Raw genomic sequence first — 21,415 nt, 5'->3', positions numbered from 1 at the left:
GAAGCCAGGTCACTGATCAGGGGCTTGATTTTGACTCTCGATCAAGGAGTCGGCTTTCCCAGGGGCCGCCACCGCTGGGTTTTCCCGATCGCAACAGTTCGCCCAAGGTCACCAGGCGATAGCCCCGAGCCTGGAGGGTTGGAATAATTTCACCCAGTGCGGCCACGGTGCGATCGCGGGGTTGAGAGGTCTTGAAGCTGCCGTCATGGAACAGCACAATGGAGCCGGGCTGCACCCGCTGCAACACACCTTGCACCAAATCCGCCACCGAATGGGTTGGGTCATAGTCACCGGAATCCACTTCCCACATGGCCAAGGTACGACCCGATCGCCATAGCCAGTAGGGCAACCCAAACCACCGCTTACCCAAGGGCGGCCGCAGGGCGATCGGTCCCTCAGCCCCCGCAGCCCGCAGCCGCTGATCGGTTTCGGTAATTTCAGCGGCAATTTCCCCCAGCCAACGCAGGATCAAATTCCGGTGGGAGTAGGAATGATTGCCCAACTCATGGCCCCGTTGCACCACCGATCGCGCTAAGGCCGGCTCCCGATCGATCTGCTGACCAATTTCAAAGAAAGTGGCCTTCACCCCAAAGCGATCCAAGACCTGCAAGACCTGCTCGGTATAGGGCGATTGGGGCCCATCATCAAAGGTCAGGGCCACCAGCGGCTCCGTTGTGAGCACCCGTCGCACCCCAAACAGGGGAAAGCTATGGGCCACCGGCAGCACTGCCCCATACCAAAGCCCATGGGCCACCAACAGCAACAGCGCCACCATCACAAACAGGGATTGAACCCAGGATTTCCAGTGAGATCGGCAATTTTGCCGCCTGCGCCCATGATCAATCCCCTGCCCGATCGGGGCTGGTTTGTTTGTCCCGGATTTCAGAGGAGTCCCCTGCTCCGATGGTTCAGACCAACCGGCAGGCTGATTGGGCTGCTGCTCCGTCTTCACGGGATGGGCGCTCCACAGACTTGAGGGGGGCAATCAAGAAATTTGGCAGCCAGGCCTACAGTAAATAAACCTGCCCATCGATTAACAGATGAGTAATGCCCTTGGCCTGGAGATAGGGGCCTGTTTTCTGGAACAGGTCGTTGGCATCGGGGACTTTAATAATGCGCTGATTGCGCGCCGAAAATCGCCGCGCCACGCGATGGTTGTCAAAGACCGGGAGGGTGCGGCTAGCGGCTTCCTGGGGTGGAATTTGCCCCAATTCTCGAAAATCTTCTAAGGGACGGGCCACTAACTCCGCTGCTCGATCGATCACGAGATAGCAAGGGTTGGGGATCCGTGAGGTTTCCAGGGGCATAATTTCGATCGGTTGATCCGGATTGGCTCCGCGCCCAAACATGGCAGCCAGGCCCGCTTCACCGTCGTCATCCCCAAACTCAAAATCATCTTCGTCCAGATCCAGATCGTCATCATCTAGATCTAAGTCGGCTCCCAAGTCCGCGTCGTCGGCTTCTTCTGCGCTGGCTTCGTTGATCTCTGCCACGACGGGGCCGCTACCTTTGCGCCGCCGATTCGATCGCCCCCCTTTGCCATTGGTGTTGGTGGTCGCTTCTGCCTGCTTTTTCACTGGCCGGCCCACCCGCGACGATCGCACCTCTTCCTGGGCCTCAGCTTCCAACTCCGCAACAACCTCGGTCAAGGGTTCCGCCACAGCGGTGGCAAAGGCGGTTTCAAACAGTGGCAAGGTTTCCATGGCGGGGAGTTCCATGGGCTTGGCTGGCGTTGGCTCCGGGGCCGCGATGGACTCCGGTAGCGCAGATTCCGCCAACTCCGAAGCTCCACTGCGCGATCGACGACGCACCCGTCTTGTACCCGTTGTGCCGTCGGTTGGTTCCGCCGGTTGGTTGGGGATCGATCGCCCGCCCGATCGCCCGCCGGAGTCCACCATGGGATCCACCTGGGGCGGCTGGGGATCCAATTCCAGCATTGGGACTTCCGGCGCGGCAGTGGCCACAGGCGGGGCGATCGGGGCCGGAGCTGAGGCCGGCGCGGGCACTGACTCTTCGGCCGCCAACTTCAAAATTCGGCCCACGGTTGAAGTGCTGACTCCATAGCGCTGTCCCAGGGTGGCCATGGTGTGGCCGCCCTGGCGATAGAGCGTAATCAGTTCGTATTTTTCGGAATCCGATAACTTGGGAGGAGTCATGCCCAAACCTGGGGAATTGTGCAAATGCCTGCGGACAGTTCAGGGCTTCCAAAGGATGGTCGCCACCGCCCGGGGCCAGCGACAACCTTGAACCCTAGTTAGCCGCTCCCGATGAGCGCCGACGGGCACTACGGCGCGATCGCGTCGAAAGATCGTACTCCAACACGGCACCGATGCCAAACAGCACGCCGCTGAAGATCCAGAACACCTCCAGCAAACTACCGCTTTCATAGTTGCAAATGTTGGCCGTGGCGTACTTGAACCACATATCCGCAATGTAAAGCGAAATGGAGGCCGCCGCAATCATCCGCCAAGATTGGGCCGATCGCCCGCCCCAAAAGGCCAACAACAGCGCCGAAGCCAACACCAGCAGCACAATATCGCCAACGGTATAGACCGGCAAAATATAGTCTGAAATTGGCGTGAGGGCCCCTTGGATCTGTTCAGCCCAGGCCGGCACATTGGCCACGGCCTCGGCGGTGCGTTCCGGGCAAGCGGCCTCCCCCAAAACCAACGGCGAGAAGGCAAAGGCAGTACCTGCCAGACCGATGCCCCCGATCGTCAGCCACTGCCACAGTTCCAAATTCAAACGCCGGGGTAACACCGCCAACAACAGCCCGATCGCCAGCGACGCATAGGTCACAATGTAGAACAGGTCACCGGGACTCACGTCCGGCTCAATCCCCAGACCAATTTCCCAATAGCTAAACAGTAAGTTGCCCAAGCCATAGCAAAGCATTCCCAACCCAATCAGCAACCAAACCGTCCGGCCACTGAGGATTTGGTTGCTGCGCCAGTTCCGAAAGCACACCAGCGCCGCCCACAGATAGGACGTTGTTTCCAACACTGAAGTGGCAATGCTGTACCACTGGGGTAGGGTTTCCCCCGACGGAGTCACACTGAAAAACAGAAACACCGCCAAGGCAACCAGAGACCAAGAAACAGCCCCGATAATTAGGTTGCGCGATGAAAACAGTTTTGGCGATTCGCTCGCAGTCTTAGTCATAGGGGTTGGCTTCAAAAGGTTCTAAAAACCAGGAGGTGACGATCTCATGAGGGACACAGACCACCGCAGATCGGGGATGGATCGCCCAACATCCCTGAGCTTGGAGCCGTCGATTGCAGTTGGGCATTCGATCGCCCCTATTGCCCCAGACGGCCATGGCCATTCGGTTTAGCGCCGCCCAAGGCTAGCGCCAGAGCTTGGCCGCGGGCGATCGCCCCAGCCAGTCCATAAATTCCGAACGCTCGCCCGCATCCATCTCCTGCAACGCATCAAACGCTCGGCTGGTGAAATTGGTATTGCCAAAATAGCCTTTACCCAGCGTGTGCAGTTCCTGTAGCAACCCCACGATTTGCAATTCTTGCCAGGGCGGCAAGGCCGTTTCAAAGGGGTTCACTTCCAAAATGTTGCTCACGGCTGCCTGGTTGTCCAGCCCTGGAAACTGGAGCCGCTTGAACACCTCGCCAATTTCCTGGCGAAACTTCGCGCCCTGGCGTTCTCCCAGCAAATCTTCAATGTCGAAGTACACCGCCTGGAGCAGCAGCATCCCCGCCAGCACATAGGACGATTTCGCCGCCCCACTGTCGCCTGCGCCAGCATCCGCTACTCCCAGGCGATCGAGCCGCACCTTGCCCCACACACTGAACCGATCCGGCTCTTCCAGCAGGACGCAAGCTTTCCCTCGGTTATCCGTCAGATCTCGCCACAAGGCCCGCGCCTCTTCCGCCTGATTTGCGCCAAAGACATTCAGCAACGTGAATGTTTGACCCTGATAGCTCAGGATCGGAATTTGCTGATCTTTTTCGGGATGCCGGACGTTGGAAATGTCCACGTCTTGCCGCTTCAGAATAAACATGCGTTATTCAAAGAACTCATGCTTGGAGCTACGCCATTCAAACCAGAGGCCACAGGGCCGATCTAGCTTGAACTCATGCAGTCGATCAACCAGAGCTGCTCCAGAAGCTAGCCCCAGCAGGGTCGTGAGGGCTGCATAGACAGCTTTCCCAACCGGTGAACTGAGCCTGCGCTGGGCATCATTCTAGCCCAGGGCCCTTAGCGTAGAGCTATTGGGGGATCTAGGGTCGAAAATCAACTTTGGTCTCTCAAGTGTACCCCGCGACCTTCTAAAAACTGGCTCTTGGCGGAATTGCCTCGGAATGGATGTTCTGAGGGTGGGTTGATCACTCCCATCAACCTCCTCAACGGCCTTGCTTGGGGTTAGGTTAACTCGATACAATTCGTAAACCTTGAAAGGCGGCCAGTCCAGGCGTGTCATCCTGAGTCGCGGATGAAACCCACACCGCCGCGATCGAGCCGGAAGCGCCCTGATGACAGCATTCGTTGGCGAACTGCTGCAATCAGGAGAAGCAATGGTTTTCTCAAGGCCCTGGGAACTTCCGCCGATGAATTTTCCCCGGATGATGTGTGGGAATTTTCACGGAAATCTCTACAAATCTCAGTCTGGGTGCGTAGCTCAGTGGATAGAGCAGCCGCCTTCTAAGCGGCCGGTCGCAGGTTCGAGTCCTGCCGCACCCGTCCTCTGTTCGGGTCTTTAGCTTGTGTAGCAAGAGCTGGTTGAGCAAGGGGTTAATCAACGGCTGGAAATCTTGCCCCGAACCGATGACTCCTCGTTTTTCGATATTTATCGAAAAATATCGAAAACACCGATCGTGATGCTGATCGGGCCCAAAATTTTGAACGCCTGGCCCCGAGAACGCTCCAATAATTGATGAGTAATTGGTGAACAGAGCGTTGGCCCCGAGGAATTAGCCATCTCAAAGATGCCAAAGATCATGGCTTGAAACCTCGATCGCTTGAAAATCTTGAACACCACCCTCCACATTCAGCCATGGGGCCAGATAGACAAGCGAAATAGAAATATGGCAAAAGTCAGGAAAGCAGCACAAAGACGGCAATAACAGAGCAGAAGCGCAGCGGGAACCCGTCGAAACCCGGCCGAAAATTCGGCACAAGTCCAGCGAAAAACAGTCACCGGCATAGCAACCACACCAACAATCAATACAGACAACACAGACAACACCAACATGACTCAGCCGTTGAATCAGCCAACGATCGGGAAAACTGCCTCCTCCCCGGCTTACCGCAGGCGATCGCGCTGGAGTCTGGTGCTGGCGGGCATTGTGGCCCTGGTGCTGGCGGTTCCCGAGGGCCAAACCGCAGCCCCCAAGCTGGTGAACTGCGATCGCCTGCCCCATTGGAGCAACTTTGCCAGCGGCCCCCAGGTGAACCAACCCCATATTTTTTGTGGTGAATTTAGCAACGGTCGGCCCAAGGGGTTCCATTCCCGACCGGGCGGCACCAATCCCCGCACGGTGGCCCGGTTTCAAGTGACCCAACCACCCAACCGGCGAGGGATCTATGGGGTGCGCTGGAGCCATGGGGCCGATCCCAGTCGGGAAAAGTTTTCTACGATGTTTCCCGATCGCTGCTCTCAAGCCCAGGTGTTGGAATCGATCCGCTATGCGGCTCGCAATCAAATTAGTTGCCCAGGGGGCGCGCCCGATTGGGCTTGGTGCGGTTATAACCGGCCTGGCAACCGATCGACCTCGGCCCAAGCGGCCGTTGCGCCGGTTGCTCAACTCATGCCCGCTGCGCCTGGGGCAACCGCCTTGGCGCTTCCTAAGGATCCTTCGGCGGCGGAAAATTCCCTGATCGCCCAAGCCAGCCGGTTTTGCGAGGCCAACGATGGGCAGCGGTTTGTAATTGCAGGGGCATTTGTGCGGGGGCGCAATCAAATCAACACGGCTTTTCCCCTGCGCTAGGGTACAGGCCCGGGAGCATGATGATTCTCCGGAAGCCTGATCATTTCCCGGGAGCATGATGATTCGCATTGCAGCACTGACAGTACAGCACTGGCATTGCTGCAATGCCAGTTTTGCTATCTCTGGCTCGCGGTTTTTACGGATGGTTTCCCATGACGGATTTTGTTGTTTCTTGCTTTGAGCAGGCCCAAGCGGCGATCGCAGCGGGCCAGGTCGATCGCGCCGGTCAGTTGTATTTGCAGGCCACCGACTTCCTAAAACCCCAAGAACATCGCCGTTGGGGCGAACTGTTCCAGCAGGCGGGCCAGTGGGATTGGGCGGAAACCCTGCTGCGTCGCCTCACCCGACAACACCCCACCATGCCCGAGGCCTGGACGGATTTGGGAACCCTGTTGGTCAGTCGTGATCAGCTTCCAGAGGCGCAAACCTGCTTTGCCAAGGCCCATCGCCTGCGGAACTGGCCCGAAAGTGGCGATCGGGGTTATTGGTTTTCCCGAGACTGGTTTTCCAATCAATTGCCCAACTGGGTGAACTGGGTGCAGCCCTTGGCCGATCGGGGGCCGATCCAGGCTTTGGAAATTGGCAGCTTTGAAGGGATGTCTGCCTGCTGGTTGCTCGATCGCGTCCTGCTGAATCCGGAAGCAAGGCTCACCTGCATTGAACCGGAAATTCGTCCCAGCCTGCGGGACAATCTCGATCGCACCGGTCGGGCCCCGCAGGTCACCCTTCTGTCTCAGCTCTCTTGGGAAGCCCTGGCCCAACTGCCGGTTGATCACTACGATTTGGCCTACATCGACGGTTGCCATGCGCCTTGGGTGGCCTTTCGCGATGCTGTCATGACCTGGCCCCTGGTGAAGGTGGGTGGGCTGGTGGTGATTGATGATTATCGCTATGTGGGTTTGCCGGAGGATTGCCCACAATTCGGTGTGGATTTGTTTATGTTGCTGTTTACCCACTGTTTTGAAGTGGTTTTCAGCGGCTATCAGCTTTTTTTGCGCAAAGTTCGCGATTGGCAACCCCTCACAGCTCCCTGGCAACGGGCGGCCGAGGCCACAACGGATCCGCTGCTCTTGGATGCCTTGGCTTGGGCCTTGGCGCGATCGCACCAATGGGACGCGGCCCAACAACTCTGCGAACGGGCGATCGGGTTGGCTCCCCAAGTGGCGGCTCCCTATCTCACCCTGGCGGAAATTTGGGCCCAGCGCCAGCCGGAGTTTAGTGATCAAGACCTGGCGCACTATGGGCCCTTGACCCGATCGCTAGTACAGGTCTTTGGCCACAGTCACCCTGGCTTTGCCCTCAAAACCGTACCCATCGGCACTGGCTACGACTTGGAACCCCTGGTGGCCTATCTGCAAGCCCTGGAAAAGGATACCTACTGGCACGAACCCATTGCGAATCTTTTGACCATTTTGGAAGAACAGGGGAAACAACAGGGAATGTCGCAAGCCATGGCCGTTTGGCTCGATCGGCTGCATCATCCCCCGGTGGGCGGCTTGGCCTTGCCCCACCGCCCCGATCTTTGGCGCTTGATTGGTGACTTGGCGATCGGCTCCAACAATGCCACCGCCGCCGCATTGGCCTATCGGTGCGCTCTTTAGCCCCCAACCCCGGCCTTGAGCCGCAAAAACCGCCAGCCCTTGCCAATCCATGGCAACAGCTAGCCATTGCTCCCCATGCGCCAAGCCCGAAGCGATGTTTAGGCGATCGCCCCGCCCAGGTCTCCATTCACCCGGCTCAGCCAGACCCCGCCAGACAAAACCCGCCAAAAAGTGATGATCACCACACCCAAATCCGGAAACGGGTCGCTAAACTGAGATCCGACGATTGCGCTCGATTGCTACCATTTCCATGGCGACCCGATTAAGTTGCACTGCCCAAGGAACTTTTTCCTAAGAAACTTTTTGGGAACACAGTTCGTCAGGGTTCAGCAAATTTGGCAAAAAATTTGAGGAATTTGCCTAAATCAACTTGAAAAACGGTTGATTGCTGTTTTTTTCACTTTCCTCAGCCTTGAGCACTCTCTCTTGCCTTGCCACTACTCGATCGACTCTTAGCTTCTACGCATCTCAATTAGGTTCTCCTTAGTCTCCCTGCGTCGTTTTCCTTCCTGTTTTCGTCCGTAATTGTTACCGGTTGCGCAAGTTGGGCGGAGAAAAGGCTTCGCTCTGGAACCTGAGCCGTTGTTGAAACAAGGCTGCGATCGCGATCGACCCTCTGGCCCTCGGCACGGGAATCAAGGCTCATGGCTGCGGTCAGGAGCGCACTCAGCCATGGGCCTTAGATGCACGCTCGCTCAATCACTCCACAAACCAGCAACCTAGCATCAGTCTTGGTTGTGGGCTTTGGTTTCGATGGGTCTCGATCGGCCGTGACTGAATGCCAGCCTAGCTGAATTCACGGGCTGGTCAGTCCATTGGGGGAGGGGGTCTCACCCTGTGACGGCGATCGCACCCAAGCCCTGTTTTGATCTCAGGGGATGACGCTCAAGATCCATGCGGGGTCAGCGATCGGTCACTTCGCTGATTAGGCTTTCCCCCGATACTAAAAACTGTGGCAACCGGAAACTTCCCAGATCCTTGCAGTCGTTGAGTAGGTCTCAAAGCAACATGACTTCAATTCGCGAGATTGTGTCCGAAGCGTTAGCTGATCAATACCTGTCGATCGAGGCAGAAGAAGCCCTGCGCCAACTGATGCGCGGGAAATATGGCCCCGATGACTTTGAAGCGTTTATGGCCCTTCAGCGGGCGTTTTTGTCAGGCAGCTTGCGCCAAGAGTCCCGTGAACGGTTATTGGGTCAGCAAAATTTCACGATCGCGGCGGTGGCTGACTCAATCGCCCCGGCCTGCACCACCCGCGATTTATCCTACGCCTAGGCTCTCGATCTCAGTTCAGGGATTCAATCCCCGGGATTTTGTCCCCCCAGGCCCTCAACCCAGCCGCTAGCCCAAACTACAAAGCTGATCAAAAACAGCCACCTCCCCAACTGAATGAGGGAGCTGGCCGCTTAACTGATGATTGGGGTTACCGCTGTTTAGGGTTTGGTCTGGTTGGGTTTAACTCAGCTTGGTTTGTCGATTCCGCTCGATCGAGTGTCCCCAAATTTCGAGTGTCCCGAGATTTGTCCTAGAACGCTTCGCTCAGATCTGCTTCATCCAAATCGTCAGTGGATCCCCCAGTAATTGCCCCCGCTTCTTCCAGCTTTTGGCGCACGGCCAACTCCATTTCTGCCGCGATCGCCGGATTTTCCTTCAGGTATTGAATAGCGTTGTCACGCCCTTGGCTGATGTTTTCGCCCTTGTAGCTATACCAAGCTCCCTTGCGCACCAAAATTCCGGTGGATTCAGCCAAGTCCACTAAGCAGCCGATCGAGGAAATGCCTTCCCCAAAGATGATGTCAAATTCTGCGATCCGGAACGGCGGCGCGACTTTGTTTTTGGCGACTTTGACCTTGGCCCGAATCCCAAATTCTTCGGTTCCCTTCTTCAGGGTTTGAATGCGGCGAATGTCCAAGCGCACCGATGCATAGAACTTGAGGGCATTTCCGCCCGTGGTGGTTTCCGGGCTGCCGTAGGTGACTCCAATTTTTTGGCGCAATTGGTTCAGGAAAATCACCGTGCAGCCCGATTTGCCGATGTTGCCGGTGATGCGCCGCAGGGCATGGCTCATGAGGCGGGCTTGGCTGCCCACTTGGGCCGCGCCCATTTCTCCTTCAATTTCCGATCGGGGAACCAAGGCGGCCACCGAGTCCACCACCACCAGATCGATCGCCCCCGATCGCACCAGTTGATCCACCACCTCCAGACCCATTTCCCCCGTGTCCGGTTGGGAAACCAGCAGATTATCAATATCCACCCCAAGGGCCTTGGCATAAACCGGATCTAAGGCGTGTTCTGCATCCACAAAGGCCGCAATGCCGCCCGATCGCTGCACCTCCGCGATCGCATGGAGTGCTAGGGTCGTTTTCCCGGAACTTTCAGGGCCATAAATTTCCACCACGCGGCCCTTGGGAATGCCACCGCCCAGGGCCAAATCCAAGGTCAAGGCCCCGCTGGGGATGGTTTCCACCCGCATTCGGGCCGCATCTCCCAACCGGACGATCGCCCCTTTGCCGAAGCTGCGTTCAATTTGCTGAACCACCAGCCCCAGGGCTTTTTCCTTTTCCTTGCTAATTTCCTTGGTGGGCCCTTCTTTGGCGGCGCTCTCTTTGGCCGACTCCTTAGCCGCTTCCTTAGCGTCCTTGGATCCTTTGGCGCTGCTGGCGGATTCCTTGGCGGTGGCCGTCTTCGCCGTGGGGTCAGAATTTGCGGATGCGTTGGAAGCCATAGTCGCCTGGGGGTCAACGGTGATGGAAGATTTACTGCCCGATCGCACCGTGGCCGGCTCCGGCAAGCCCTGATCGGCCGGGGTGCCTGCTAGGGGAGCGATCGAAGCGGCTTCTATTGTAGGAGGAACTGGAGTCGCAACGGAGGCGGCGGCCATCCCGAAAACCCTCAAGACGAAAGAGCTTCTCCAATTTAGCAAAAATTCGTACAGAAATCAAACAATCGCCCGACGGAGCCAGCGGGTTCAACCAAGCATCCCAAACTGGCCCCTGAAGCAAACGGCAACCCCTCAAGCGATCAAGAACAGGCTAGAACAGGAAATATCGCTGGGCCATGGGCAGAATGGCGGCGGGTTCACAGGTTAATAATTGACCGTCGGCAAACACTTCGTAGGTTTGCGGATCCACTTCGATCACCGGTTGGGCATCGTTTAATTTCATGTCGGATTTGCGGATCGATCGAATCCCCGACACGGCCACAACCTGTCGCTGGAGACCGAGTTTTTCGGGAACCCCGGCCTTGAGGGCGGCTTTCGAGACGAACGTGAGGCTGGTGCTGTGGATCACTTTACCGAAGCTGGCGAACATCGGACGGCCATGCACCGGTTGCGGCGTGGGGATGCTGGCGTTGGCATCGCCCATTTGGGCCCAGGCGATCGCCCCGCCCTTGATCACCAGCTCCGGTTTCACGCCAAAAAATGCCGGTTTCCAGAGGCACAGATCCGCCAGTTTGCCCGGTTCGATCGACCCCACATGGTTGGCGATCCCGTGGGCGATCGCCGGGTTGATCGTGTATTTGGCGATGTAGCGTTTGGCGCGGGTGTTGTCGTGGCGGGCCGGGTCTTGGGGCAGGGAGCCGCGCTGCACCTTCATTTTGTGGGCCGTTTGCCAGGTGCGGATGATGCTTTCGCCAATCCGGCCCATGGCTTGGGAATCCGACGACATCATGGCGATCGCCCCCAGGTCGTGCAGGATGTCTTCGGCGGCGATCGTTTCCCGGCGAATCCGCGACTCGGCGAAGGCCACGTCCTCGGGGATGGCCCGATCGAGGTGGTGGCAAACCATCAACATATCGAGGTGCTCCTCGATCGTGTTCACCGTGTAGGGGCGCGTCGGATTCGTCGAGGAAGGCAGCACGTTGGGCAAGCCACAGACCTTGATGATGTCCGGCGCATGGCCGCCGCCCGCGCCTTCGGTGTGGAAGGTGTGGATCGTGCGGCCCTTGAAGGCGGCCACGGTTGCTTCCACGAATCCCCCTTCGTTTAAGGTGTCCGAGTGGATCGCCACCTGGATGTCATAGTCTTCAGCGACGCTCAGGCAGGTATCGATCGCGGCGGGTGTGGTGCCCCAGTCTTCGTGCAGCTTCAGCCCGATCGCCCCGGCCTTCACCTGCTCAATCAGCCCCGCCGGTTGGCCGCTGTTGCCCTTGCCCAAAAAGCCCAAATTCATCGGAAAGGCTTCCGCCGCCTCCAACATCCGGGCCATGTGCCAGGGGCCGGGGGTGCAGGTGGTAGCGTTGGTGCCAGCGGCGGGGCCCGTGCCACCGCCGATCATCGTGGTAATCCCGGCGGCCAGGGCCGTTTCGATTTGTTGGGGACAGATGAAATGGATGTGGGTGTCAATGCCGCCGGCCGTGACGATCGCCCCTTCGCCCGCAATGATTTCCGTGCCGGGGCCGATGATGATGTCTACGCCCGCTTGGGTGTAGGGGTTGCCGGCCTTCCCGATCGCCGCGATTTTGCCGTTTTTGATGCCAATATCAGCTTTGATTACGCCCCACCAATCGAGAATCACGGCATTGGTAATCACCGTATCCATCGCACCGTTACTATTAGTAATCGGCGATTGGCCCATGCCGTCGCGGATTGTTTTGCCGCCACCAAATTTCACTTCATCGCCATAAACCGTCAGGTCTTTTTCGACTTCAATCAGCAATTCCGTGTCGGCCAATCGCAGGCGATCGCCCGTCGTTGGCCCATAGGTTTCAGCATAGGTGTGGCGATCGATTCTGTAGGGCATTTTCAATACCTCTGAGTGGAATTTCCCTGATAAGGAAGTTGTCAAATAACCAAGGAAGTTGTCAAATAACCATTGCCAGCCGATCAATGGCATTATCATTGTTGATCTATCGCCGCACGATCGAAGTAATCAAAATCGTCACCGTGGCGCTAGCAATTAACCCAAAGGCCAGTTGCACAACCCATTGCGTTGCTTTTTGATAAACTTCAAACCGTTCATCGCTGCGATCGAGCCGCATGTTCGTTTCTTCCAACCGAACATTTGTTTTTGTTAACTCATCAGAGAGTGCATCAAGCTTTTCAGCAATGCCTTGCAAACTGGGTTCCGTTGACATACCAACCTCTTACAAATATTGTCAGCTAGGTGATCAACAGCGCGATCATTTTGACCGTTTGATCGGGTTTAGTTAATGACAGGCTAGAAGTCTACGCTACAGGCTCCAGCGAAGAATTAGGAGCATTTGAGACCCACCAAACCTCGATCCGTTACTACATTCAGTCCTGTAATCTGTCTCGGCCTGACGTTATTTTCGGGATTTTTTCTCGGCTTTCTTCTCGGCTTTTTCCTTTGACTTCTTGCTGGGCTGATTGCCCTCCAGTGGCCCTTCTACCAGTGCATTAAACCCGTAAATTTCCCGGGTTCCGGCAAAAGGAACCAGCGTCACCGTTTTCTCATCACCTGGTTCAAACCGAACTGCCGTTCCCGAGGGAATATCCAAATGGGTTCCCCGAGCCGCCGCGCGATCGAACACCAAGGCTTCATTCACTTCAAAAAAATGAAAATGGGAGCCAACTTGAATCGGGCGATCACCCCGGTTTTCCACCGTGATCGTCACGGGAGATCGACCCACGTTCAATTCAACTTCGCCGGGTTCAACAATCAATTCACCGGGAATCATGGCATTGTTCCTGATCGCAAGTTTGTACATTAGGGGCGTGCGGCCGTAGGGCCTGTCGTCGTTTAACCCGAAACCCTAGATCTGCCGTTAGCGGATCGTAAGGGACAAGGGGCTTAAGCCCCTTGTTACGACGGTTAGGACACAGAAGATCAACCGTTCTAGCATCACCTCGAAAAATGACGACACCCCCTACGCCCCTACTAACGAATGGGGTCATGCACGGTCACCAATTTCGTGCCGTCGGGAAATGTCGCCTCCACCTGCACATCGTGGATCATCTCCGCCACCCCCTCCATCACCTCATCCCGAGTGAGCAGCGTTGTCCCCTCCGCCATCAGTTCCGCCACCGTTTTTCCGTCTCGCGCCCCTTCCAAAATGGCCGCCGTCAGATAGGCCACGGCTTCCGGATAGTTGAGCTTCAGTCCGCGATTTTTGCGGCGCTCAGCCAACAGCGCGGCGGTGAAAATCAGCAGCTTGTCCTTTTCTTGGGGCGTGAGTTGCATAGGGCGATCGCGCAGGTCATCTTGCCAATACTCTGTTGTTGGTTGTACCGCGATTTGTCTAGCAGGCCACCGATTGATTGCGAAGATTTTGGGTTTCGGGGTTGGGAACGCTCAAAGGGGCCAAAACCGGGAGACGATCGCGGGACGATCGCGCTGGTGACGGCGTACCAAATCCCATACCTGCCAGAACCAGCGCCGGGCCTCACTGACCGAATGGCCCCGATAGCGACAAAGCAGCCCGGCTTGTAGTCGCGTGATCCCGCAATCGACCCGATCGCCTTGGGGCAGGTGCGATCGCGCTTCCGTGATTAGCTCCTTGGGCAATTCCTCACCAATCCAAGCCAGCGTCCCAACGATCGGGCAGCCCGCCAACCCGTGGGAACCGTCGCGGGTCGCCGGGTCAGTCGCGTCAATCCGTTGCGGATCCAGCCAGACCAGCCGATCGCCCTGCCACACTTCCAGGCGCGATCGCCACTCGCCGCAGCCGTAGCGCTCACCGCCGGCCGTGCGCCCCAGTCGGACAATTTCGCTGCCCAGCCAACTGGCCCCCGCTGCCAGGTCAATGCGCGATCGCTGCTCATACAACGCGCCATCAAAAATAATCGTCTCCTGGGGCAACCATTCCAAGTGCGCCCCTGCGCCCACCCGTACCCGCACCGATTGTTGGGCAAACCGCCCGGCCGGATCAATCAGCGATCGCCCCCGACTGCCATAGATCTTGGCCGCCGAAACCGTCGTCACCAGGGCCGCCGTTTCGGGAGCCAAATCCAACGAAATCGACAGGCGATCGCCCCCCACCATGCCCCCCGCCACATGCAACATGGCCGCATGGCCAACCTCCGGCCCCTCGGGATAGAAAGGTCGCTGAAATTGCAGGGGCGATCGGGTTTGGGCCTGCACCTGAGTGCGATCGCCCGATCGCGCAAACTGCAAATCGATCGACCCATGCCAGGTGCGATCGGTCTCGGGCGTTGGATGGGGTGCAACGGTCACGCGGTTTCCTCCGGTTGTGAACCCACCTTCAGCCAACCAAAAATCTGCTCCGCCGTCAGGGTCAGGGGCAAGTCCGGTAAGCAAAGCAAGGGATCTGCCCGCCGACCGATTAAGGGTGAGCGATCGGGCAACAAGGTCAAAACAGATCGATCCTGGGGATCAACTAACCAAGCCAACTGACTACCAAATTGCAAACTGTGCAATAGGTTATCTAGCACTCTGGTCGTTGATTGCTCTGGGGACAAAATTTCAATCATCCAATCTGGAGCGGCTAAAAACTGATCGATCGGCTCACCGTCGTCCGTCAGCAGCACTCGTTCCCAGGCAATCACCGCCACATCGGGGACGATCGAGCGATCGCCAAAGGTACAGCGCAATTCCGGCATAGCCGTGTAGCGATCGCCCACCGCGTCGATCGCCCGAATCAGTCGTTTTTGCAGCAGGGAATGACGAAACTTGGGCATGGGCTTTTGGACTGCCCGGCCGTCGAAATATTCCCAAGCGGGCGAATCGTCGAGATCGGGGCGATCGAGAAATTCCGCCAGGGTGGCGAGCGGGGCGATCGAAACCGTCATAGGCACGCAGCCAGCGAACAGCGCCGCGAGAGGACTTCCTTCAGCCTAAGCGAAAACAATCGGCACGGAAATGGTCAATTCCGTAGGGGCGCAACGCTTTGCGCCCTCTGTTCTGATATGTTGACATGCTCGCGATCAGAGGGCGTACGGCGGTACGCCCCTACGAATTCTGATTGATTGGGGTAGGGGCGCAACGCTCTGCGCCCTCTGACGATGTGATTTTGAAACCGATCGCTGGGTGTGCAGCGGTACAAGCAACAATCGCCCCTATTTCAAATCGGCGATCGCCCCTCGGGCCATTTCGGCGATCGCTCGATCGGTTGCTTTCGGCAGGTGATAATACTTGCCGCCCGCCGTTTCTGCCAGTTCCTTGGCGAAACCCGTCGAAACGAATTTGCTTTGGGTGTCGATCACCAACAGCTTGATGTTCAGGGCGCGGATTTTGCCGGAAATATCCAGCAGCTCTTGTTTCACGTCGGGTTTTTCGTCTGGCTCCATGGGCTGGCCGAGCGATCGGGCCAGGGGCACATTTCCCCGACCGTCCGTAATCGCCACGATCACTACCTGACCCACATCCCCCGACTGGCGGGCATTCGTCCCCACGCGCACCGCCTGGGTCAAGCCGTGGGCCAAGGGCGAGCCACCGCCGCAGGGCATGGTTTCCAGCCGTCGCCGGGCCGCCGAGATCGATCGCGTGGGTGGCAACAGCACTTCCGCTTGCTCACCCCGGAAGGGAATCAACGATACCTGATCGCGGTTTTGATAGGCCTCCGTCAGCAACCGCAACACGGCCCCCTTGGCCGACTGCATCCGGTTCAGGGCCATTGACCCCGACGCATCCACCACAAACACCACCAAGGCTCCGGCCTTACGGGCCAGGCGCTTGGCCCGCACGTCGCTTTCTTCCACAAACACGCGGCGGCCGGTCTCGCCAGTGGCGGCGGCCCGGGCGCGGCGGGCTTTTTGGTAGGGCGCGGCCGATCGCAGGGTGGCATCGACGGCAATCCGGCGCACGGGGCCGCGCGGCAACACGGGTTTGATGTAGCGTCCGCGATCGTTCGAGAAAATGATCGATCGACTGCCGGAGCTACCGCCCGATCGCTGGGCCGTGGTTTGGGCAAACAGTAGCACCGACGGATCCATCACCACCCCTTCCGGGTCGAACACAAACTCCTCGGGGATCGCGGGCGGCTCGTCCGGTTGATCGTCGTCTTCGTTTTCGTCTTGATCGTCGTCTTCGTTGTCGGTTTCGTCGTCTTGCTCTTGTTCCGCTTCCGGCTGTTGTTGCGGCGGCGGGGGCGGCGGCGGCTGTTGCTCATCCGGCGGCGTTTCAATCACCGTGGCCCGGGGCACAATCACCAACTCCACCGCCACCCGCAAATCGTCAGCATTCACCGCCGTCCGCCCATCGAGGGCCGCGTGGGCCTTGGCCACCCGCACCGCAAACAGTTCCGCCCGGTGGCCCTGCACCCGGCCGCGTACCGCCTCTTGCACCAAATATTCCACCTGCTCGCGGGTGATGGTGGCATCGCGCAGCCACTCCCGCGCCAACAGGATTTGGGTTTTCAGACCGTCCAGCTCTTCGGCATATTGACCGAGGAAGTCCTCGGGCGATCGAGCGTAGCCGACGGCCCGATCGACCACTTCCACCCGCTGATCCAAGCCCAAGGCTCCATCGGCAGACAGGGCGATCGCAATTCGATCGAGCAAATGTTCTCGCAGCGGCCCCTCTTCCGGGTTGTAGGTAGCGATCAACAGCGCTTGGCAGGGATGGGCAAAGCTGATCCCTTCTCGCTCAATTTGGTTACGTCCTTCCCCGATCGCCCCGAGCAGCAAGTTGGCGATTTGGTCATCGAGCAAATTCAGCTCATCGACATACATCACGCCCCGATTCGCTTCCGCCAGCAAACCGGGCTGAAACACCGTTTCGCCGCGCTTCACGGACTGGCCCACATCCACGGAACCCAGGAGCCGATCTTCGGTCACGCCCAGGGGAATTTGCACAAAGGGCGCGGGGATGACTTTCCGGGGCACTTCGCCACTAAATTGCAAGCCGTCTTCCCAGCGATCAGGCGCGTCCGGGTCGCAATTGCTGAGGGAACCGTCCACCACCTCGATCGGGGGCAGCAGGGCATGGATCGCCCGCGCCATCACCGATTTAGCCGTGCCACGCCGACCGGCGATCGCCACGCCCCCCAGGCCCGGATCGATCGCCGCCAACAGCAAAGCCATCTTGATCGACTCTTGGCCGATCACCGCCGTCAGCGGAAAGGCGATCGGGTCTCGGGTTTGGAGCGGCGCAGTAACGGACATGGCGGGCGAAAGACTGGGATTTTATGGTGAGTATTGATGCTCTTCAGGATATCAGCGCAGCGGGACAGCCGGGCCAGTTCGGGCGGCTAGAACGGTAGTGGCGTGACAGTCCGGAAATTGCGGGTTCCGTCGGGAGCTTGGCTGTTAACCAATCGTCAGGGAGCAAGGGGCTTAAGCCCCTTGGCTAGCAGGGTAGAAGGGTTCTTGGGCAAGGGTTTTGCGGGTTTGATGACCTTTCACGGACTGTGCCACTACTGTGCTGGATCTTGCACAATAACAACAGCGACCCTGGGCAGAATTGCGATTTCTCGATCGCCAAGGCGCTGAGGAGTTTGAGCCAATGACTTCCAAAACGATCGCCCCAATCACCTACGACAGTGACTATTACGGCTGGGTGCAACAACAGGCCGAACTGTTGCGATCGGGGCAGTTTGATCAATTGGATCTGGAGAATTTGTTAGAAGAGGTTGAAAGCTTGGGGCGATCGGAAAAGCGAGCCTTAACCAGTCAAATTGTCCGGCTCTATTGGCATTTGCTGAAATGGCAATACCAACCCCAGAAGCGATCGAACTCCTGGGTTTTCTCAATTGAAGATGCGCGGGATGAAATCTTGGAATTACTGGACGATAATCCTAGTTTTCGGCGTGATTTAGAAAGCTGGATTCCCAAGAGTTACGAGCAGGCCCGCAAAAAAGCCGCCCGGGAAACGGGCTTACCGATTGATACATTCCCGATCGAGCCGCCCTTTTCCTGGGAATTGGCGATCACCCTGCCGATCGAATCTGTTATTCGGGATTAGGATGCCACCGCATGGAAATACAGACGACTATCGAGCCGATCGCCCCAATCACCTACGACAGCGACTATTACGGCTGGGTGCAACAACAGGCCGAACTGTTGCGATCGGGGCAGTTTGATCAATTGGATCTGGAGAATTTGTTAGAAGAGGTTGAAAGCTTGGGGCGATCGGAAAAGCGAGCTTTGGTGAGCCAATTGGAGCGGCTTTATCTACATCTTTTGAAGTGGCAATTTCAACCCCGTAAGCGATCGAATTCTTGGGTATTTAGCATTCGTTCCGCCCGTCGGGAAATTCAACGGTTACTCACTGAAAATCCCAGCTTGAAACCCTGGCTGCCCTGCGCGATCGAGCAGGCCTATCCCCAAGCCCGCGAGCAAGCTTTTGTGGAAACAAAATTACCTTTGAAGACGTTCCCGATCGAGCCGCCCTTTTCCTGGGAGTTGGCGATCACCCTGCCGATCGAATATGCCGATCAAGATGTCGATTCAGAGGAGAAATTGAGTGGTTGAGCGAATCAACATCCACTCAAGGGCTAGGCGATTTTTAACTCCCCGATCGCTTCCAAACGCTTAAAGGCATTGAGCTGCACATATTTTTCTTCCAGCGCTTCCGACACATCGGGCCCAATCCAGCCCAACTGCTTCAGGATGTGGATCGCAGCGGCATATTTAGCCCGTTTAGCTCCGTCCGTCACCTTGATGGCAACACCCAGCCGCTCGCCCACGCGGCCCATACATTGCATTCCTTCAGCTCCTGCTTTGCTGACAATTTCGCCCCCCGTCAGCCGCATCAAATCCGTATCAAAACCACCATGGCCGGAAATCAGTTCCGGATAGCCGGTCATGGCCCGCACGATGCGCTCCAATTGCAGATTGTCACCGGATGTGAGCTTGGCAAACAGGGTGGCCAACTCCTGAAGGGGCATCAGATAGGTGGGTGCGCCGCAATCGTCGCGGGCCACAACGAATTCTTGAGCAGGAATCCCGAGCAGTTCGCCAATGACGCTAGAAACGGCTTGCTGGGCGGGGTGGGAATATTGCAGATAGTCCCCGATCGACCAATTGCCGTGGCGACACATGGCCAACATCCCCGCATGTTTGCCAGAGCAGTTGTGCTGAAGGGCGCTGGATTTGCCTTGGGGAATGGGGCATTGGAGGGCACTGGGTTCAATGCCGCAATGCCAAAGGATGTTGAACACTTGGCGGGCTTGGGCAATGTCTCCCTGATGGGAACTGCACATAATCGCCAGGTCGCGATTGCTGAGGCCGAAGTGATCCAAGGTTCCAGAAGCGACGACAGCCAGGGCCTGGAAGGGTTTCAGAGCCGATCGCGCAAAGCTGGAGATGCCGGAATCGCCCGCCAACATCAACAAGCGCCCCCGATCATCGCAGGCCACTGCTTGCACCATGTGGGTGGATTCCACCAACCCTTCTCGCAGCAAGCGAATTTCAATATCGGCCGCGCGTGTTAATTTGCCCCGAGTCATAAAAACTGGTTTGAAACTTGTTTAGTTAGACATTAATTCCGTCAAAAACTGCGATTGTTCACCGCAATTTAAGATCAGCTTCGGCAATTAGCCTATTTTTTCATTGTTCCGTCGGTCTTGAACGGGTCTTGAACGGGTCTGGGCCGTGTAACAACAGGGAGTTCGATCGCGCCCACTGTTCCCCATCCAGGTTAACCGAACCGGCCCTAGACCAGGCCCCAAACGGCCGCCCCCGCCAGCAGGGTTCCTGCCAAAATCAGCACCAACCGCCGGAGCCGATCGAGCGTGGGCTTCACCTCATAGGAAACCACTAGCCGATCCTGAGCCAACATTTCCGGAGCCTTTTCCCAGACCTGGCCGTCATACCAGCCGGATTCTTCATAGATAATTTTTTCGCTGAACAGGCGACGGCCCACATAGCTCCAGGCCGAATAAATCCGCGCCAACACCAACAACACGGGCAACACAGCCCCGCCGCCGGCCCCCAACAGGAAATGGGCCAGGTCTTTTTTGAGGGGGAAGCTGGCGGCGGCCACGGGCCCCACCACCAACCAGCTCCAGGCCCAAATCCACAGCAGCTTGATCACCAACCCTCGGCTCGGCAAGGTGGGCCAAGACAATAGCCAAGCCTCCTTCAACTCGGAAAACTCGTTGAGGGGTTGTTGTTCTTCGGGAACGGGGCAAACCGAACGGGGCGATCGCGTCATAGACAAGGGATTTAATCAGCTCTGTTGCGCCGCTCAGGCATGGATCATGGGCTGGGGGATCGGAATTGAGATCCTTAGCCGGCCGTGTGGGGCGATTCGGAGGCGGGCAGGGGCCGAAACTCCAGCCGCCTGCTGTGGCCCCAAAAGGCTTCCAGGTTGTAGTATTCGCGCTCCGTGGGCATCATTACATGCACCACCACATCGCCGTAGTCATGCAAAACCCAGCCGCCATCGCCATAGCCAGCGGTGTTTTGGGGCCGGCGATCGAACTCGGTTTTCAGCTTCATTTCGATCGCGTCGGCAATGGCGCGAATTTGGGCCCGCGAAAACCCGGTCACAATCAGAAAATAGTCCGCTAGGTAGGAAACCTCCGTCACCTCCAGCAGCGCAATATCTTCCCCTTTGCGATCGTCCGCCGCGTTGGCCGCCGCGATCGCCACTTCATAGCTGGAACCACGTCCCAGTTGATAGACCGCCCCTTTGGCCAAGGGCGGCGCAAACTCTACGACCGTCTCATCGTCCCCTTCGTCTTCAATGCCCTCAGCCGTCAACAGGGCCAGCTCTTGCGCGTTCAACTTCAAATCCGGATCACTCATCAAAATTACGTCGCCGCGATCGGCTGGCGAGGTGAGTTCTACACAATGACGCAACACAATGGCACAACGCAGAAACCCGAAACCAAAACGCTGATGAACGGTCGATCGATCAACCCAGCCGCCACCCCAAGCAAAACTTAAACGGTGGCAACAAACTGGGGCGATCGGGTCATGAAGATGAGAGCGCAGCCCTCCGGTTCACGGGTCACTGTTTTGAGTCACGCGCCATTGAACCTTCAGTCTAGCAAAAGCCGTTGTTC

The 21,415-nt window shown here is 57.5% G+C and carries 20 protein-coding genes and 1 tRNA gene; 6 read left to right on the top strand and 15 right to left on the bottom strand.

Annotated elements, in window-relative coordinates:
* Window positions 1-16: 16 nt before the first annotated feature.
* From AC2IAX_RS10750 to AC2IAX_RS10735, 4 genes are all read right to left on the bottom strand, one after another.
* Complete coding sequence (locus AC2IAX_RS10750) at window positions 17-952, bottom strand: polysaccharide deacetylase family protein (RefSeq protein WP_494387499.1); 936 nt, start codon at window positions 950-952, stop codon at window positions 17-19.
* A gap of 55 nt (window positions 953-1,007) precedes the next feature.
* Window positions 1,008-2,156, bottom strand: a complete 1,149-nt coding sequence (locus tag AC2IAX_RS10745) for a hypothetical protein (RefSeq protein ID WP_494387498.1) — start codon at window positions 2,154-2,156, stop codon at window positions 1,008-1,010.
* Between the two features lie 94 nt (window positions 2,157-2,250).
* Window positions 2,251-3,162, bottom strand: a complete 912-nt coding sequence (locus AC2IAX_RS10740; protein WP_494387497.1) for a hypothetical protein — start codon at window positions 3,160-3,162, stop codon at window positions 2,251-2,253.
* Window positions 3,163-3,346: 184 nt separating this feature from the next.
* Window positions 3,347-4,015, bottom strand: coding sequence for an Npun_F0813 family protein (locus tag AC2IAX_RS10735; protein WP_494387496.1), 669 nt, complete (start codon window positions 4,013-4,015; stop codon window positions 3,347-3,349).
* Window positions 4,016-4,622: 607 nt separating this feature from the next.
* On the opposite strand from AC2IAX_RS10735, the gene AC2IAX_RS10730 reads away from it, so the two are divergent.
* The 4 genes from AC2IAX_RS10730 to AC2IAX_RS10715 all read left to right on the top strand — a co-directional run bounded on the left by AC2IAX_RS10730 (window position 4,623) and on the right by AC2IAX_RS10715 (window position 8,818).
* Window positions 4,623-4,695 (top strand) — tRNA-Arg (locus tag AC2IAX_RS10730).
* Window positions 4,696-5,204: 509 nt separating this feature from the next.
* Window positions 5,205-5,942, top strand: coding sequence for an EndoU domain-containing protein (locus tag AC2IAX_RS10725; protein ID WP_494387495.1), 738 nt, complete (start codon window positions 5,205-5,207; stop codon window positions 5,940-5,942).
* A gap of 152 nt (window positions 5,943-6,094) precedes the next feature.
* Window positions 6,095-7,543, top strand: coding sequence for a class I SAM-dependent methyltransferase (locus tag AC2IAX_RS10720; protein WP_494387494.1), 1,449 nt, complete (start codon window positions 6,095-6,097; stop codon window positions 7,541-7,543).
* Between the two features lie 1,008 nt (window positions 7,544-8,551).
* Window positions 8,552-8,818, top strand: coding sequence for a hypothetical protein (locus AC2IAX_RS10715; protein ID WP_494387493.1), 267 nt, complete (start codon window positions 8,552-8,554; stop codon window positions 8,816-8,818).
* Window positions 8,819-9,068: 250 nt separating this feature from the next.
* Here the strand turns inward: AC2IAX_RS10715 and recA are convergent, their stop codons facing one another.
* The 8 genes from recA to bchD all read right to left on the bottom strand — a co-directional run bounded on the left by recA (window position 9,069) and on the right by bchD (window position 17,567).
* Window positions 9,069-10,115, bottom strand: coding sequence for a recombinase RecA (gene recA / locus AC2IAX_RS10710; protein WP_370567694.1), 1,047 nt, complete (start codon window positions 10,113-10,115; stop codon window positions 9,069-9,071).
* Window positions 10,116-10,575: 460 nt separating this feature from the next.
* Window positions 10,576-12,285, bottom strand: a complete 1,710-nt coding sequence (ureC, locus tag AC2IAX_RS10705; protein ID WP_494387492.1) for an urease subunit alpha — start codon at window positions 12,283-12,285, stop codon at window positions 10,576-10,578.
* A gap of 106 nt (window positions 12,286-12,391) precedes the next feature.
* Window positions 12,392-12,619: a ssr2422 family thylakoid membrane protein gene (locus AC2IAX_RS10700; RefSeq protein WP_494387491.1), complete on the bottom strand. Its 228-nt coding sequence runs from the start codon at window positions 12,617-12,619 to the stop codon at window positions 12,392-12,394.
* 189 nt (window positions 12,620-12,808) lie between these two features.
* Window positions 12,809-13,183, bottom strand: coding sequence for an urease subunit beta (locus AC2IAX_RS10695; protein WP_494387490.1), 375 nt, complete (start codon window positions 13,181-13,183; stop codon window positions 12,809-12,811).
* Between the two features lie 200 nt (window positions 13,184-13,383).
* Complete coding sequence (ureA, locus tag AC2IAX_RS10690) at window positions 13,384-13,686, bottom strand: urease subunit gamma (RefSeq protein WP_099534820.1); 303 nt, start codon at window positions 13,684-13,686, stop codon at window positions 13,384-13,386.
* Between the two features lie 111 nt (window positions 13,687-13,797).
* Window positions 13,798-14,679: an urease accessory protein UreD gene (locus AC2IAX_RS10685; protein WP_494387489.1), complete on the bottom strand. Its 882-nt coding sequence runs from the start codon at window positions 14,677-14,679 to the stop codon at window positions 13,798-13,800.
* A complete protein-coding gene (locus tag AC2IAX_RS10680; protein ID WP_494387488.1) occupies window positions 14,676-15,254 on the bottom strand; it encodes a Uma2 family endonuclease in 579 nt (192 codons plus the stop codon). Before AC2IAX_RS10680 ends, AC2IAX_RS10685 begins: the two co-directional genes overlap by 4 nt.
* A 267-nt stretch (window positions 15,255-15,521) precedes the next feature.
* On the bottom strand, window positions 15,522-17,567 hold the full coding sequence (gene bchD, locus AC2IAX_RS10675) for a magnesium chelatase ATPase subunit D (RefSeq protein WP_494387487.1): 2,046 nt from the start codon (window positions 17,565-17,567) through the stop codon (window positions 15,522-15,524).
* 340 nt (window positions 17,568-17,907) lie between these two features.
* On the opposite strand from bchD, the gene AC2IAX_RS10670 reads away from it, so the two are divergent.
* Both AC2IAX_RS10670 and AC2IAX_RS10665 read left to right on the top strand, forming a co-directional pair.
* Entirely contained in the window at window positions 17,908-18,366 is a 459-nt protein-coding gene (locus AC2IAX_RS10670) for a DUF29 domain-containing protein (protein ID WP_494387486.1), read from the top strand.
* An 11-nt stretch (window positions 18,367-18,377) separates the two neighbouring features.
* Complete coding sequence (locus AC2IAX_RS10665) at window positions 18,378-18,875, top strand: DUF29 domain-containing protein (protein ID WP_494387485.1); 498 nt, start codon at window positions 18,378-18,380, stop codon at window positions 18,873-18,875.
* A 23-nt stretch (window positions 18,876-18,898) separates the two neighbouring features.
* Here the strand turns inward: AC2IAX_RS10665 and AC2IAX_RS10660 are convergent, their stop codons facing one another.
* The 3 genes from AC2IAX_RS10660 to rsfS form a co-directional block, all read right to left on the bottom strand.
* Window positions 18,899-19,852: an asparaginase gene (locus tag AC2IAX_RS10660; protein WP_393012710.1), complete on the bottom strand. Its 954-nt coding sequence runs from the start codon at window positions 19,850-19,852 to the stop codon at window positions 18,899-18,901.
* A gap of 206 nt (window positions 19,853-20,058) precedes the next feature.
* On the bottom strand, window positions 20,059-20,559 hold the full coding sequence (locus AC2IAX_RS10655; protein WP_494387484.1) for a CGLD27 family protein: 501 nt from the start codon (window positions 20,557-20,559) through the stop codon (window positions 20,059-20,061).
* Window positions 20,560-20,633: 74 nt separating this feature from the next.
* On the bottom strand, window positions 20,634-21,212 hold the full coding sequence (gene rsfS, locus AC2IAX_RS10650) for a ribosome silencing factor (RefSeq protein WP_494387483.1): 579 nt from the start codon (window positions 21,210-21,212) through the stop codon (window positions 20,634-20,636).
* Window positions 21,213-21,415: the final 203 nt, after the last annotated feature.

This window comes from Limnothrix sp. HT2024, assembly GCF_059138625.1.
Note: the sequence above shows the minus strand (reverse complement) of the source record. Positions and strands in the feature narration are given on the sequence as shown.

What these genes read in the sequence shown, in the direction of transcription:
- ureA (WP_099534820.1), bottom strand. Translation starts at nt 13,686, where the DNA reads ATGCAACTCACGCCCCAAGAAAAGGACAAGCTGCTGATTTTCACCGCC.
- AC2IAX_RS10655 (WP_494387484.1), bottom strand. Translation starts at nt 20,559, where the DNA reads ATGACGCGATCGCCCCGTTCGGTTTGCCCCGTTCCCGAAGAACAACAA.
- AC2IAX_RS10670 (WP_494387486.1), top strand. Translation starts at nt 17,908, where the DNA reads ATGACTTCCAAAACGATCGCCCCAATCACCTACGACAGTGACTATTAC.
- bchD (WP_494387487.1), bottom strand. Translation starts at nt 17,567, where the DNA reads ATGTCCGTTACTGCGCCGCTCCAAACCCGAGACCCGATCGCCTTTCCG.
- AC2IAX_RS10720 (WP_494387494.1), top strand. Translation starts at nt 6,095, where the DNA reads ATGACGGATTTTGTTGTTTCTTGCTTTGAGCAGGCCCAAGCGGCGATC.
- ureC (WP_494387492.1), bottom strand. Translation starts at nt 12,285, where the DNA reads ATGCCCTACAGAATCGATCGCCACACCTATGCTGAAACCTATGGGCCA.
- AC2IAX_RS10735 (WP_494387496.1), bottom strand. Translation starts at nt 4,015, where the DNA reads ATGTTTATTCTGAAGCGGCAAGACGTGGACATTTCCAACGTCCGGCAT.
- AC2IAX_RS10660 (WP_393012710.1), bottom strand. Translation starts at nt 19,852, where the DNA reads ATGACTCGGGGCAAATTAACACGCGCGGCCGATATTGAAATTCGCTTG.
- AC2IAX_RS10740 (WP_494387497.1), bottom strand. Translation starts at nt 3,162, where the DNA reads ATGACTAAGACTGCGAGCGAATCGCCAAAACTGTTTTCATCGCGCAAC.
- AC2IAX_RS10665 (WP_494387485.1), top strand. Translation starts at nt 18,378, where the DNA reads ATGGAAATACAGACGACTATCGAGCCGATCGCCCCAATCACCTACGAC.
- AC2IAX_RS10695 (WP_494387490.1), bottom strand. Translation starts at nt 13,183, where the DNA reads ATGATTCCCGGTGAATTGATTGTTGAACCCGGCGAAGTTGAATTGAAC.
- AC2IAX_RS10680 (WP_494387488.1), bottom strand. Translation starts at nt 15,254, where the DNA reads ATGACGGTTTCGATCGCCCCGCTCGCCACCCTGGCGGAATTTCTCGAT.
- AC2IAX_RS10725 (WP_494387495.1), top strand. Translation starts at nt 5,205, where the DNA reads ATGACTCAGCCGTTGAATCAGCCAACGATCGGGAAAACTGCCTCCTCC.
- AC2IAX_RS10715 (WP_494387493.1), top strand. Translation starts at nt 8,552, where the DNA reads ATGACTTCAATTCGCGAGATTGTGTCCGAAGCGTTAGCTGATCAATAC.
- AC2IAX_RS10745 (WP_494387498.1), bottom strand. Translation starts at nt 2,156, where the DNA reads ATGACTCCTCCCAAGTTATCGGATTCCGAAAAATACGAACTGATTACG.
- AC2IAX_RS10700 (WP_494387491.1), bottom strand. Translation starts at nt 12,619, where the DNA reads ATGTCAACGGAACCCAGTTTGCAAGGCATTGCTGAAAAGCTTGATGCA.